Origin of the sequence: Burkholderia mayonis (assembly GCF_001523745.2) — a bacterium.
Lineage (GTDB): Bacteria > Pseudomonadota > Gammaproteobacteria > Burkholderiales > Burkholderiaceae > Burkholderia > Burkholderia mayonis.
This window is the reverse complement of record NZ_CP013386.1, coordinates 3,681,421-3,693,414: the sequence shown is the minus strand read 5'-3', so window position 1 is coordinate 3,693,414 and position 11,994 is coordinate 3,681,421. Positions and strand designations below refer to the sequence as shown.

The 11,994-nt window shown below is 69.2% G+C and carries 12 protein-coding genes; 7 read left to right on the top strand and 5 right to left on the bottom strand.

The features are described 5' to 3' along the window. Positions 1–48: 48 nt before the first annotated feature. From fliE to WS70_RS17835, 6 genes are all read left to right on the top strand, one after another. Positions 49–393 carry a flagellar hook-basal body complex protein FliE gene (fliE, locus tag WS70_RS17860; protein ID WP_059471521.1) on the top strand — a complete coding sequence of 115 codons (345 nt, stop codon included), beginning with the start codon at positions 49–51 and terminating at the stop codon, positions 391–393. A gap of 128 nt (positions 394–521) precedes the next feature. Continuing rightward, positions 522–956, top strand: coding sequence for a flagellar export chaperone FliS (fliS, locus tag WS70_RS17855; RefSeq protein ID WP_059471522.1), 435 nt, complete (start codon positions 522–524; stop codon positions 954–956). Then, positions 953–1,279, top strand: coding sequence for a flagellar protein FliT (locus WS70_RS17850; RefSeq protein ID WP_059471523.1), 327 nt, complete (start codon positions 953–955; stop codon positions 1,277–1,279). Before fliS ends, WS70_RS17850 begins: the two co-directional genes overlap by 4 nt. Before the next feature lie 112 nt (positions 1,280–1,391). Beyond that, a complete protein-coding gene (gene fliK, locus WS70_RS17845) occupies positions 1,392–2,873 on the top strand; it encodes a flagellar hook-length control protein FliK (protein ID WP_059597978.1) in 1,482 nt (493 codons plus the stop codon). Beyond that, positions 2,870–3,187, top strand: a complete 318-nt coding sequence (locus WS70_RS17840; protein ID WP_059471525.1) for an EscU/YscU/HrcU family type III secretion system export apparatus switch protein — start codon at positions 2,870–2,872, stop codon at positions 3,185–3,187. Before fliK ends, WS70_RS17840 begins: the two co-directional genes overlap by 4 nt. 185 nt (positions 3,188–3,372) lie before the next feature. Then, positions 3,373–4,092 carry a PepSY-associated TM helix domain-containing protein gene (locus tag WS70_RS17835; RefSeq protein WP_059471526.1) on the top strand — a complete coding sequence of 240 codons (720 nt, stop codon included), beginning with the start codon at positions 3,373–3,375 and terminating at the stop codon, positions 4,090–4,092. Positions 4,093–4,388: 296 nt separating this feature from the next. Here WS70_RS17835 and WS70_RS17830 read toward each other — a convergent pair whose 3' ends face one another. The 5 genes from WS70_RS17830 to WS70_RS17810 form a co-directional block, all read right to left on the bottom strand. Further along, positions 4,389–5,240 carry a carbohydrate ABC transporter permease gene (locus tag WS70_RS17830; protein WP_059471527.1) on the bottom strand — a complete coding sequence of 284 codons (852 nt, stop codon included), beginning with the start codon at positions 5,238–5,240 and terminating at the stop codon, positions 4,389–4,391. A gap of 9 nt (positions 5,241–5,249) precedes the next feature. Further along, positions 5,250–6,146 carry a carbohydrate ABC transporter permease gene (locus tag WS70_RS17825; RefSeq protein ID WP_197419262.1) on the bottom strand — a complete coding sequence of 299 codons (897 nt, stop codon included), beginning with the start codon at positions 6,144–6,146 and terminating at the stop codon, positions 5,250–5,252. A gap of 130 nt (positions 6,147–6,276) precedes the next feature. After that, the gene (locus tag WS70_RS17820) at positions 6,277–7,536 is read right to left on the bottom strand and encodes an ABC transporter substrate-binding protein (RefSeq protein ID WP_059471528.1); all 1,260 of its coding nucleotides are present in this window, start codon (positions 7,534–7,536) and stop codon (positions 6,277–6,279) included. Positions 7,537–7,597: 61 nt separating this feature from the next. Beyond that, positions 7,598–9,580: a beta-galactosidase gene (locus WS70_RS17815; protein WP_059597979.1), complete on the bottom strand. Its 1,983-nt coding sequence runs from the start codon at positions 9,578–9,580 to the stop codon at positions 7,598–7,600. Between the two features lie 9 nt (positions 9,581–9,589). After that, positions 9,590–10,729, bottom strand: a complete 1,140-nt coding sequence (locus WS70_RS17810) for an ABC transporter ATP-binding protein (protein WP_059597980.1) — start codon at positions 10,727–10,729, stop codon at positions 9,590–9,592. Between the two features lie 187 nt (positions 10,730–10,916). Between WS70_RS17810 and WS70_RS17805 the strand changes: the two genes are divergently transcribed. After that, positions 10,917–11,975, top strand: coding sequence for a LacI family DNA-binding transcriptional regulator (locus tag WS70_RS17805; RefSeq protein WP_059471531.1), 1,059 nt, complete (start codon positions 10,917–10,919; stop codon positions 11,973–11,975). The last annotated feature ends 19 nt before the right edge of the window (positions 11,976–11,994 follow it).

Here is an 11,994-nt window from a genome sequence, read left to right as displayed (position 1 = left end):
GTTCCCCCCGCCGGGCCCGCGCGGCCCGGCTTCTTCTGCGGAGATCACATGGTTGCCCCCGTCAACGGAATCGCTTCGGCGCTGCAACAAATGCAGGCGATGGCCGCTCAGGCCACGGGCGGAGCGGCGAGTCCGACGGCGGCGCTCGCCGGTTCCGGCGCGGCGACGGCCGGCTCGTTCGCGAGCGCGATGAAGGCGTCGCTCGACAAGATCAGCGGCGACCAGCACAAGGCGCTCGGCGAGGCCCAGGCGTTCGAGCTCGGCGCGCAGAACGTGTCGCTGAACGACGTGATGGTCGACATGCAGAAAGCCAACATCGGCTTCCAGTTCGGACTCCAGGTGCGCAACAAGTTAGTGAGCGCCTACAACGAGATCATGCAGATGTCCGTTTGACGGACCTTGCTCCGCGTCATTTTTCTAAAGCTCTCGGGCTTTCTTACCGATAACGTCGATACAAGACCGCGCCGTGTCGCGCACGGAGCGGTGGTATCGGATCGAATGCACCAAAGAGGAGGAGCGCCATGTTTACCCCAGGTCACGCTGGAGCCAGTGCCTATGCGCGCGTCGGCGTCGAAACAGGGGTGATGGGCGCGTCTCCCCACCGGCTCATTGCTATGCTCTACCAGGGCGCGCGCCAGGCGATCGCGCATGCGCGGCTGCATCTGCAGCAAGGCAATGTCGCCGCGCGCGGCGAGGCGATCGGCAAGGCGATCCGCATCGTCGAGAGCGGCCTGCAGCAGTCGCTGAACCTTGAAGTCGGCGGCGACATCGCGTCTCGCCTCGACGCGCTCTATACGTACATCTGCCGGCGTCTGCTGCAGGCGAACGTCGACGCAAGCGAAGCGATGCTGATCGAGGTCGACGGCCTGCTCGCGACGCTCGAGGACGCATGGACGGGCATCGGCCCGGAGGTTGCCAGGATGACCGCGCAAGCAGGAACGGAACAGTCGCGATGAACCGGAAGGATGAGTACTTTGCCCGCTACGAAGCGATCGCCGACGTGTCCGGACGGATGCTCGTCGCGGCCCGCGATGCGTCGTGGCATGCGCTGAGCGGGCTGCAGGACGAGTATCTGCGGCTCGTCGACGGGCTGAAGGAAGCCGAGCAGGGCGTCCTGCTCGACGACGCCGAGCGCACCCGCAAGTTCGAGCTGATCCGCCGCATCCTCGCCGACGACGCCGCGATCCGCGATCTCGCGAGCCCCGAGGTCGCGCGGCTGTCCGCGTTCATCCACGCGGGCCGCTCGACGCTGAAGGATTTGTATCGGGCGCGCGGCTGAAGGCGGGCGGGGCGCGCCGCCGCCTTCGGGCGCGCCGGCTTGCGCGGACGAACGGCGCGCGTTCGTCTCCGCGGGTTGCCCGATTTTCATCCGGCGCGCGTCAGGATTCACGATGACCGGTATCGACACCGCTGCTGCCGCCATCCTGGCGAGCCGCATCGACAGCCTTCTCGACGCGATCCAGCCCTCGGCGGGCGGCGCGGCGGCGGCGCAGGTCGGCACGTCCGGCGCGCCGCCCGCCGCCGCGCCGCCGCAGGGCGCGACGGGCGGACCGCCGCCCGCGTCCGCACAGGCCGCGCTGTCCGAGGTCGGACTCACGCTCGACGCGATTTCCCGCTACGGCGGCGGCGCGACGCCCGCCGTCGTCGGCGCCGCGCCGCTGCTGCCCGCGCCGCCCGCTTCGACCGCGCAGGCGGGGGCGCTGCTCGAGCCGTTGCTCCTGCCGCTCGATACCGGCGCAGGCAATGCCGCGCCGTCCGCTGCCGCATCGGCCGCGCAGATCGCCGCGCAAGCGTCGTCTGCCGCGTCGCCCGCTGCCGCGCTGAGCGCAGCGCTCGCGCAGGCTGTCGCGGACTGCGGCCTCTTCTACGAATCTCATCTCGCTCAATGGCTCGCCGGCCAGCGCACGACGGCCGAACTCGCACGCGAGCCGCAGGCGCGGCTGGCGACGGCCGGCCAGCCGGGCGCACAGACCGCCCAGGCGGGCGATGCGCTCGGCGACGCGTTTGCCGACCTGCTCGCCGCGCGCCCGCCGCTGCCGCAAGGCGGCCGCGACGCGCCCGCGCAGGCGGTCGCGCGCGGTCCGGGGCAGACGGCGGGCGATGCGGGCGAAGGCACAGCGGCGGGGCGCGCACTACCGAACGCAGCGGCGCTTGCGCGCTCCGTCGACGCGTATGCGGCGCTCGCCGACGCGAACGGCAAGCCTGCCGCCGCGTCCTCCGCGCAGACGGCCGGCACGCGAGCCGGCCTGCCACCTACGGACGCCGACACGTCGGCGTCGGTCGCGGCATCGCTGCATGCGGCGACGCTGCCGATCGTGCGCCAGCAGCTCGATCTGCTCGCGACCGATCAGTTTCGCTGGATCGGCGAGGCGTGGCCGGGCGCGCGGCTCGACTGGACGATCGAGCCGGACGAGCAGCACCGCCGCGAACGATCCGCGCCCGACACCGATTTCCCGGGCGCGGGCGGCTGGCGCACGCGCCTCACGCTCGCGCTGCCGTCGCTCGGCACGATCGATGTGGAGCTCGTGCTGAACGGCGAGCAGCTCGCCGCGCGGCTGCGCGCGACCGAGGCGGGCGCGGCGCGGCTCGCGCCGCACGGCGACGCGCTGCGCGCCCGCCTGCAGGCGCTTGGCCTGCAAGTGAGCGGCCTGTCGATTCGCGCGATCGACGGCGTACCGGACGGCTTCGACACGACGGTTGCGCGGGCGGCGGCGTCCGCGTACGCGCGCGCGGCCGCGGGCGGCGAAGCGGGGCCGATGGGGGCGGCGGGCTTGGCGGATGCGGTGGGGGCGGCCGGGGCGGCAAGCGCCGAGCGTCGGACGCCGCCGCCGCCGCCGACCGAGACTGACGACGACTGGGAGTTCACGCGATGAGCGGGCCGCGGCGCAAGCGCGCCGCAGTGCTCGCCTACGACGCGAAGGGCGGCGATACCGCGCCGCGCGTCGTCGCGAAGGGATACGGGCTCGTCGCCGAGCGGATCATCGAGCGAGCGCGCGACGCCGGGCTATATGTGCATACCGCGCCCGAGATGGTGTCGCTGCTGATGCAGGTCGATCTCGACGCGCGGATTCCGCCGCAGCTGTATCAGGCGGTCGCGGAGCTGCTCGCGTGGCTGTATGCGCTCGAGAGCGGCGCGGACGATGGCGGAGACGCGCCGCCGGTCTTTCCGCTGCTGCCGAAGCGCTGAATGGGAGACGCCGTGGTGCCGCGGCGCGACGGTTGAATGGCGCGACGGCCACGCCTGCCCGCCTGCCCGCAGCATTGAGTTCGCTGACATTCTGTGTAATGATATCCATTCTCATTTAATTGAAGCGGGCGGCGCGCGACTCGGTTGCGCGCCGCCCGATGTTTTGTGCGAATGGAAGCCGAAGCGTGAACGCGCCCGAATCGATCGAAAAACACACCGGCGTCGTGGTGCCGTATCCGGGCGCGCCGAGGAAGCTCGACGCCGCCGAACTGGCCGAACGCCGCCGCCGCTCGCAGCGCGCGACGTTCATCAAGTGGCTGCGCAAGGTGCACGGCTGGGTCGGCTTGTGGGGCGCGGTGCTCGGCCTCCTGTTCGGCGTGACGGGCGTGCTGCTCAATCACCGCGCGCCGCCGCTCAAGATCTCGTCCGGCGAGCCGCAGGTCAGTCAGTTACAGCTCGCGCTGCCGTCGCCCGCGCCCGCGACGCCCGTCGCCATGGCCGCGTGGGTCGGGCGCGAGCTCGCGTTCGATGGCCGGCTCGGCCGCATTCGGAAGGAGCCGGCGCAGCCCGTCGCGTGGGGCGAGCGTCGCGTCACGCAGCCCGAGCACTGGCAGTTCGGCATCTTCGGTCCGCACAGCAACGTGCAGGTCGAGTACTGGAAGGGGAACGGCTACGTGTCGGTGAAGCGCACCGACAACGCATTCCTCACGACGCTCAACAACCTGCATCGCGGCGTCGGGATGAACCTGTTCTGGGTCCTGCTGATGGATACGATCGCGGGTTCGATGGTTCTGCTGTCGCTGACGGGCGTGCTGCTCTGGACCGAGCTCAACAAGCGGCGCACGGTCGGTGTCGTGCTCGTCGTCGGCTCGGTCGCCGCGGCGCTCGCGGCTGGCTTGGCTTGACGGCCGATCGCGGCGCGCGCTTCACGGCGGCGCGTCGCGGCGTGCGGTGCGCTTCGTCGATATCGAATGGCACGCATCACGCGACACATCGAGTTCCGCGCGGGCCGCGCCTTCCCGCTGTCGAGTTGACTGCCGGACGAGCGGCCTGCCATTCGCGATGCCGGAGCGTCGGCCGGAATATGCCGTCTCCCGCCTGGCCGCTTCTACGCACGCAAGCCGAGCGAAGGACGAAGTGCGAAGTGCGGCACGGCGACTAACGACCGAACCCAGACAGCCACGGCGACCGCGTATCCCGCTCACCCCTTCGTCGCGCCGAACGTGATCCCCGCGACGAAATTCTTCTGCATCGCGAAGAACATCGCGACCGACGGCAGCGCAGCGAGGATCGAGCCCGCCGACACGAGGTTCCACGACGTCGTCCATTGCCCCTTCAGCGCCGCGACGCCCGCCGTGATCGGCGCTGCCTCGTCGCCTTGCGTGAGGCACAGCGCCCAGAAGTAGTCGTTCCAGACGAACGTGAAGACGAGGATCGCGAGCGCCGCGAGCGCGGGGCGGATCAGCGGCAGCACGATCCGGTAGAACACGATCCATTCGCCCGCGCCCTCGACGCGCGCCGCCTCGATCAGTTCGAACGGCAACTGCTTGATGAAGTTGCGCAAGAACAGCGTGCAAAAGCCGGTCTGGAACGCGACGTGGAACAGGATCAGCGCCTCGACCGTGTTGAACACGCCGAGCCTGAGCGACAGGTCGCGCACGGGAATCATCAGCACCTGCACCGGCACGAAGTTGCCGGCGACGAACGTGCCGAACAGTGCGGCGTTGCCGCGAAAGCGATAGGTTGCGAGCGCGTAGCCCGCCATCGCCGCGAGCGCGATCGAGCCGAGCACCGAAGGCACGGTGATCTGCACGCTGTTCCAGAAATAATGGAGCATTGGCGACGTCGTCAGCGCGTCGCGGTAGTTCTCGATCATCGAGAAGTGCTTCGGCCAGCCCCAGTAGCGGCCTTCCTGGAGCTCCTCGGTCGAGCGGACCGACGTGACGAACACCGCGATCATCGGCAGCAGCCACACGACGAGCGCGACGGGCAGCGACAGCTTGTACAGATTGCGAGAGACGGGCTTCCATTGCTGGAGCGGCATCGGAAACATGGCGGCACCTCACTGTTCGTTGCGCACCATGCGGCGCAGTTGGAAGACGATATAGACGAGCATGATCGCGAACAGCGCGACGGCGATCGACGCGGAATAGCCGAGGCGGTAGTACTTGATCGCCTGGTCGTACATGTAATACGCGAGCACGGTCGAGCTTTCGAACGGCCCGCCGCCCGTCATCACCGAGATCAGGTCGAAGCTGCGCAGCGCGCCGATCACTGTGACGACGATCGCCATGAAGGTCGTCGGCCGCAACTGCGGCAACACGACGTGCCAGAACAGCGTGAAGCCGCGCGCACCTTCCATTCGCGCGGCCTCGATCTGCTCGGCGTTGAGCGCCGTGAGGCCCGTCAGGTAGAGGATCATGCAGTATGCGGTCTGCGGCCACAGCGCCGCGAGCACGATGCCGAACGTCGCGTAGCGCGCGTCGCCGAGCACGGGCACGCCATGTCCGACGATGAGCGCGAGGAGGCCGAAGGTCGGATCGTAGAACCACGAGAAGATCAGTCCGACGACGACGCCCGACAGCACGAACGGCGCGAAGCACAGCGACTTGACGAGGCGGATGCCGCCGACCGACTGGTTCAGGTACAGCGCGAACGCGAGGCCGAGCGGCGGCGCGAGCATGAAGAGCGCGAGCCAGATCACGTTGTTCTTCAGTGCGGTATAGAACGTCGGCGCGTGCAGCAACTCGACGTAGTTCGCGATGCCGACGAACGTGCGCTCCGTCATGCCGTCCCAGTTGTACAGGCTCAGCCACATCGTCGACAGGATCGGCCAGATCACGTAGACGGCAACCATCAGGCAGGCGGGGGCGAGAAAGAGCCACGCGGCGCGCTGCTGCCTGCGCGCGGCGAGCGACGGGTGGCGCGCGGGCGGCGCGGCGGGGGCGGCGCGTGCGATTGGCGCAACTGGCGCGGCGTCCCGGCGCGGCGGCGCGTCGGGGCGGGCGTCGTCGATTTCACGGGGCGTGATCGATCTGGGCACGGCGAACTCCTGAAACGGGACGCGGCGGCGCACGGCCGCCGCCGAATCACTTCTTGTAGATCCGCTTGCGGGTCTGTTCGAGCTGCGCGAGCACGGCGTCGAGCTGCGCGGGATTGGCCATGAACTGCTGCATGCCCTTCATTCCCTCGTCGGCCATTTCCTTCGTCATGTCGCGATCGTAGAACTGCGCGACGCCGCCCTTCGTGCCGGCGAGGATCCGGAAGCCGATGCGCGAGATCGGATCGTCGGGTTCCGGCGACTTGCTGTTCGCCGACAGCGAACCGAGCCCTTCCGCGAGCTTCGCGCCGATCTCCGGCGTTTCGACGAACGCGAGGAACGTGCGCGCGTCGGCCTTGTTCTTTGCTTTCGTCGGGATGTGCAGTGATTCGACCGGGCCGTCCTCGGCGGTCGGCACCGACGGATCGATGATCGGAAACTGGAAGTAGCCCATCTGCGGCTTCACGTTCTGCGGAAAGCCCGCCGCGATGAACGTGCCCATCAGCATCATCGCCGCCTTGCCCTGGAACAGGAACGGCTGCGCGCCGTCGAGATCGTAGGACAGCGCGTTGTCGACGAAGTAGCCGGCGTCGATCAGCGACTTCCACGTCGTGTACACCTTTTTCACGCGCGGGTCGGTGTACGGCACGTCGCCCGCCATTAGCCGCTGATGGAATGCGTTGCCGTTGATCCGCAAGTCGAGATAGTCGAACCAGCCGGCGAGCGTCCACGCATCGCGGCCGCCGATCGCGATCGGCGTGATCCCCGCCGCCTTCAGCTTCTTGCATGCGGCGAGGAATTGATCCCAGGTCTTCGGCTCGTCGGCGATGCCGACCTTGTGCAGCAGATCCTTCCGGTAGAAGAGGCCCCACGAGTAGTAGACGGTCGGCGCCGCGTACTGCTTGCCGTTGTACGACGACGCGTCGCGCGTCGACGCATACATCGCGTTCCAGCCGTTCTTCGCCCAGTCGGCGCTCAGGTCTTCGAACAGGCCGCGCCGCGCGTAGTACGCCATCCGCTCGCCCGCGTGCCAGTTGACGACGTCGGGCGCGACTGTCGTGAGCCACGCCGGCAACTGGACCTTGTATGCCTCTTCGTCGACGAAGGTCGCCTTTACGTCGATGTCCGGGTGCGCCTTGTGGAACGCGTCGAGCGTCGACTGCCACACCGCGCGCTGGCTCGCGCCCTTGAACGCGATGTTGATCGCGAGCGTGCCGGCGTCGGCGGGCGACGCGGCGCCGAACGACGCGACCGCGACGGCGGCCGTCGCCGCGAGCCCGGCAATGAAGCGGATGGGGCGATGGTTCATGTGTGTCTCCGATGTTGGTGTGGATGGACGACGCCGCGCGGCGCCGGTACTGCCGACGCCGTCAGCCGCGATAGGCCGCGACGCCGCGCGGCTCGACCTGCGCGTCGCCGAGCACGAACGCCGACGGCGGGACCGCGTCGATCGTGTGCGGCGCGTCGCCGTAGTTGAAGACGTACGTGAGTCCGCCGCGGCGGCTCACGCGGACGCTGTCGCCGAGCGGCGCGGGCGCGAGTCCCGCTTCGGCGGCAACGTCGGCGAAGAGCTGCTCGGTCGTGCCTTCGTCGAAGAGGGCTGCCCAGTAATGCAGCCGGCCGTGCGCGATGCATGCCGGATGGCCGTCAGCGAAGCGCGCGCGCACGTCGCCGTGCGCGCCGTCGCGCAGCTCGACGAGATCGCGCCAGTGACGCGCGAAGCCCGAAAACGCCGTGCCGTCGCGCAACGCGCCGTCGACGCGCTCGACGACGTTCGGCCGCAGCGACTCGACGCGCCACACGCGGATCGGCACGATCGATGCGAGCGGGCCGGGCGGCAGCGTCGGCGGGATTTGCAGATCGCGTGTCTTCGAGCCGCTGCGCGGCCCGAGCACGACATGCGCGTTCGACGCCGCGAGCCGAGCGGCGAAACCGTCCGGCACGACGGGCAGCGGCGGCACGACGATCAGCCGGTAGCCGTCGAGCGGCGCGCCGGCCGGAATGACGTCGACGTCGAAGCCGAGCGCGCGCAGCGCCGAGTAGTACTCGAACGCGAAGCGCGGATAGTGGAAATCCGCGCCTTGCGGATGCACGCCGAACAGCCACGTCGCTTCGTAGTCGTAGATCAGCGCGACCTGCGCGCGAACCTTGGCATCGGCGCCGGCGCCGGCGGCGTCGCGCAGCGCGGCGATTTCCCGCGCGACGCGCGCGGCTTCATGGCCGCCCACGTCGAGCGCGTTGTCCGGCGTGTTCAGCCCGGCGTGCATCTGCTCCTGCGCGAACGGGGCCTGCCGCCAGCGGAAATACGACACGCAGCCTGCGCCGTGCGCGAACGCCTCCCAGCTCCACAGCCGCACCATGCCGGGCAGCGGCGCCGGATTCCATTGCGCCCAGTTGACGGGGCCCGGCTGCTGCTCCATTACCCAGAACGGTTGCTTCGACATCCCGCGATAGACGTCGTGATTGAACGATGCGAAATCCGGATGGCCCGTGCGCAGCCAGCGCGCCTTCAGCTCCGGCGCGAACCATTGCTCTTCGAGCGCGCCGAGCGGGTAGCTGTCCCATGCGGCGAAATCGAGATCGCGCGCGACCTCGTAGTGATCGAACTCGGTGAAGAGCTGCATGAAGTTGTGCGTGACGCCGCGGCCGGGCGAATGCGCGCGGATCGCGTCGACCTGCATCCGGTGATAGCGCGCGAGCTCGTCAGACGCGAAGCGGCGATAGTCGAGGCGATGCGACGGATGCGCTTCGGTCACGGTGCCGATCGGCGCGTCGATCTCGTCGAAGCGCCGGTACTCCATGCTCCAGAACACCGTGCCCCATGCGCGGTTCAGCGCGTCGATCGTCCCGTAGCGCGCCTTCAGCCAGTTGCGAAAGCGCGCCAGCGCGGCGGGCGAGTAGCTGACGACCGTGTGGTGGCAGCCCATCTCGTTGTCGGTCTGCCAGTAGCGCACGGCCGGATGCCGGCCGTAGCGCTCGGCGACCGCCGTGCAGATCCGCTGCGACGCGTCGTAGTACGCCGGCGACGAGAAATCGTAGTGGCGGCGCGAGCCGAACGTGCGCGGCCGGCCGTCGGCGCCGGTCGCGAGGATGTCGGGATGGCGGTCGATCAGCCATTTCGGCGGCGTCGCGGTCGGCGTGCACATCACGACGTCGAGTCCCGCCGCGCCGAGCACGTCGATCGCGCGATCGAGCCAGCCCCAGTCGAATTCGCCCGGCGACGGCTCGATGCGGCTCCATGCGAATTCGCCGATCCGCACCTGCTCGATGCCGAGCGTCTTCATCCGGCGGGCGTCTTCCGCCCACATCGATTCGGGCCAGTGTTCCGGGTAGTAACAAACGCCGATGCGCATGCCGAGTCCTTATGCGTAGTGGTGAACGACGGCGCACGCGGGCACCGCGCGGCCGTCTGCGGTGAACAGATGGCAGGCGGCGGCGGGCGCGTGCAGCCGCACGCGATCGCCCGCGCGCAGCCGCGCGTCGCCCGGCACTTTCGCGACGAGCGGCGCGCCGCCCGGCTCGTCGAGATGCACGTAGCTCAGCTCGCCGAGATGTTCGACGAGCGCGACGTCGCGCGCGAGCGTCGCGGGCGTTGGCTCGCTGGCGAGCGCGAGATGCTCGGGGCGGATGCCGAGCGTCACTTCGTCGCCGGCCTGCAGCGCCGTGCCGTCGCGCGGCAGCGTCAGCGCTTCGCCGGAGGCGAGCGTGACGGTCGTGCGATTTACGTCGCGCGCGGCGACGACGGCCGGCAGGAAATTCATCCGCGGCGAGCCGATGAAGCCCGCCACGAACCGGCTGTTCGGATGGTGATAGAGCTCGAGCGGCGTGCCGATCTGCGCGATGCTGCCGTCGCGCGCGGCGTCGGCGCCCGCGTGCAGCAGCACGATCTTGTCCGCGAGCGTCATCGCTTCGGTCTGATCGTGCGTCACGTAGACGACGCTCGCGTTCGCGAACTGCCGGTGCAGGCGGGCGATCTCGATGCGGGTCTGCCCGCGCAGCGTCGCGTCGAGATTCGACAGCGGTTCATCGAACAGAAACACGCCCGGCTCGCGCACGATCGCGCGGCCGATCGCGACGCGCTGCCGCTGGCCGCCCGACAGCGCCTTCGGCTTGCGGTCGAGCAGCGCGTCGAGTTGCAGGATGCGCGCCGCGTCGCGCACTTTCCGGTCGATCTCCGGCTTCGGCGTGCGCGCGAGCTTCAGGCCGAACGCCATGTTTTCGTAGACCGTCATGTGCGGAAACAGCGCGTAGCTCTGGAACACCATCGCGACGCCGCGCTCGGCGGCGGGAACGTCGTCGACGCGCCGTCCGTCGATCAGCAGCTCGCCGTCGCTCAGATCCTCGAGTCCGGCGATCATCCGCAGCAAGGTCGACTTGCCGCAGCCGGACGGCCCGAGGAACACGCAGAATTCGTGCGCGCCGATCTCCAGATCGACGTCGCGGATGACCGGCGCGCCGTCTCCATAGGCTTTCTGCACGCGCCTCAATGAAATGCTCGCCATCGTCTCCACTCCATGTTCTAATGCGCCGCGTAAGATTAAGCGCTTAATCATCGGGCTCAAAAAAATGACCGCCTGCGATCGCGGATGCGCCGCGCCCGTGTTTCGGCGACTCGATGTGCGACGATGGTGCGCCAGAAAAATTTGCGAATCAAATATTGAATAACCGGCTCAGATAGTGAGAGACGAGATGGCGACGTTGAATGAGGTCGCGCAGCGTGCGGGCGTGACCGCGGCGACCGTATCGAACGTGCTGCGCAACCGCGGGCGCGTCGGCGCCGATACGCGCGCGCGCGTGCTGGACGCGGTGCGCGCGCTCGGCTATCGGCCGCACCTTGCCGCCCGCGCGCTCGCCGAAGGGCGCGCGCCGACGGTCGCGCTGATGGTGTCGAGCATCGCAAACCCGTTCTACCCGGAGTTCGCACTGGCGGTCGAAAAGGCGGTGCGGCGCAACGGGCAGTTCCTGATCGTTTGCAATACGAACGACAACCCGTCCGAAGGACGCGCGTATCTCGACCAGATCGCGGGGACGATTTCCGAAGGCATTCTCGTGACGAACGCGAACCTGCATCTGCCCGACCTGCTCGACGTGCAGCGGCGCGGCGTGCCCGTCGTGCTGTGCATGTGGGAGCGCCCGGACGCGCTGCCCGACACGCTGCCGTGCGTCGCGGTCGATTTCCGGCTGGCGGGGCGGCTCGCGGCGCAGCACCTGATCGCGCTCGGGCATCGCGACGTCGGCGTGATCGTCGGCGGCCGTTCGGAGACGGGCGTGCACGCGGCGCGATTCGACGGCTTCGTCGACACGATGCGCGAGCACGGTCTCGATGTCGCGGCTGTCGCGTGCGAGCCGGACACGATCGACGGCGGCGCGCGCGCAGCGCGCCGGCTGCTCGACGCGAAGCCGCACCTGACCGCGCTTTTCGCGACGAACGATCTGCCGGCGATCGGCGCGATGCACACGGCGGCCGAGCGCGGCAGGCAGGTGCCGGACGATCTGTCGATCGTCGGGATCACGAACATTCATCTGGCGAACGACGTGCGGCCGGCGCTCACGACCGTCGCGATTCCGATCGACGAGGCGGCGGATCTGGCGGTCGAACTGCTCAACGCGTTGCGCGAGACGGGAGGGGGCGTCGACGAGGCGCTACTGGCAGCGGCGCGCGCGCGGACGACTTCCGCGCCGAGATTGCTCGTGCGCGGGACGACGGGGCGCGCGCGGTCCGCGCATGGTGGGATGCGCGATCGCTGAGTATCGTGGTGGTGGCGAG

Excerpts from the sequence above, each read along its gene's own strand:
- fliE (WP_059471521.1), top strand. The coding sequence starts at position 49 with ATGGTTGCCCCCGTCAACGGAATCGCTTCGGCGCTGCAACAAATGCAG.
- fliS (WP_059471522.1), top strand. The coding sequence starts at position 522 with ATGTTTACCCCAGGTCACGCTGGAGCCAGTGCCTATGCGCGCGTCGGC.
- WS70_RS17850 (WP_059471523.1), top strand. The coding sequence starts at position 953 with ATGAACCGGAAGGATGAGTACTTTGCCCGCTACGAAGCGATCGCCGAC.
- fliK (WP_059597978.1), top strand. The coding sequence starts at position 1,392 with ATGACCGGTATCGACACCGCTGCTGCCGCCATCCTGGCGAGCCGCATC.
- WS70_RS17840 (WP_059471525.1), top strand. The coding sequence starts at position 2,870 with ATGAGCGGGCCGCGGCGCAAGCGCGCCGCAGTGCTCGCCTACGACGCG.
- WS70_RS17830 (WP_059471527.1), bottom strand. The coding sequence starts at position 5,240 with ATGTTTCCGATGCCGCTCCAGCAATGGAAGCCCGTCTCTCGCAATCTG.
- WS70_RS17820 (WP_059471528.1), bottom strand. The coding sequence starts at position 7,536 with ATGAACCATCGCCCCATCCGCTTCATTGCCGGGCTCGCGGCGACGGCC.
- WS70_RS17815 (WP_059597979.1), bottom strand. The coding sequence starts at position 9,580 with ATGCGCATCGGCGTTTGTTACTACCCGGAACACTGGCCCGAATCGATG.
- WS70_RS17810 (WP_059597980.1), bottom strand. The coding sequence starts at position 10,729 with ATGGCGAGCATTTCATTGAGGCGCGTGCAGAAAGCCTATGGAGACGGC.
- WS70_RS17805 (WP_059471531.1), top strand. The coding sequence starts at position 10,917 with ATGGCGACGTTGAATGAGGTCGCGCAGCGTGCGGGCGTGACCGCGGCG.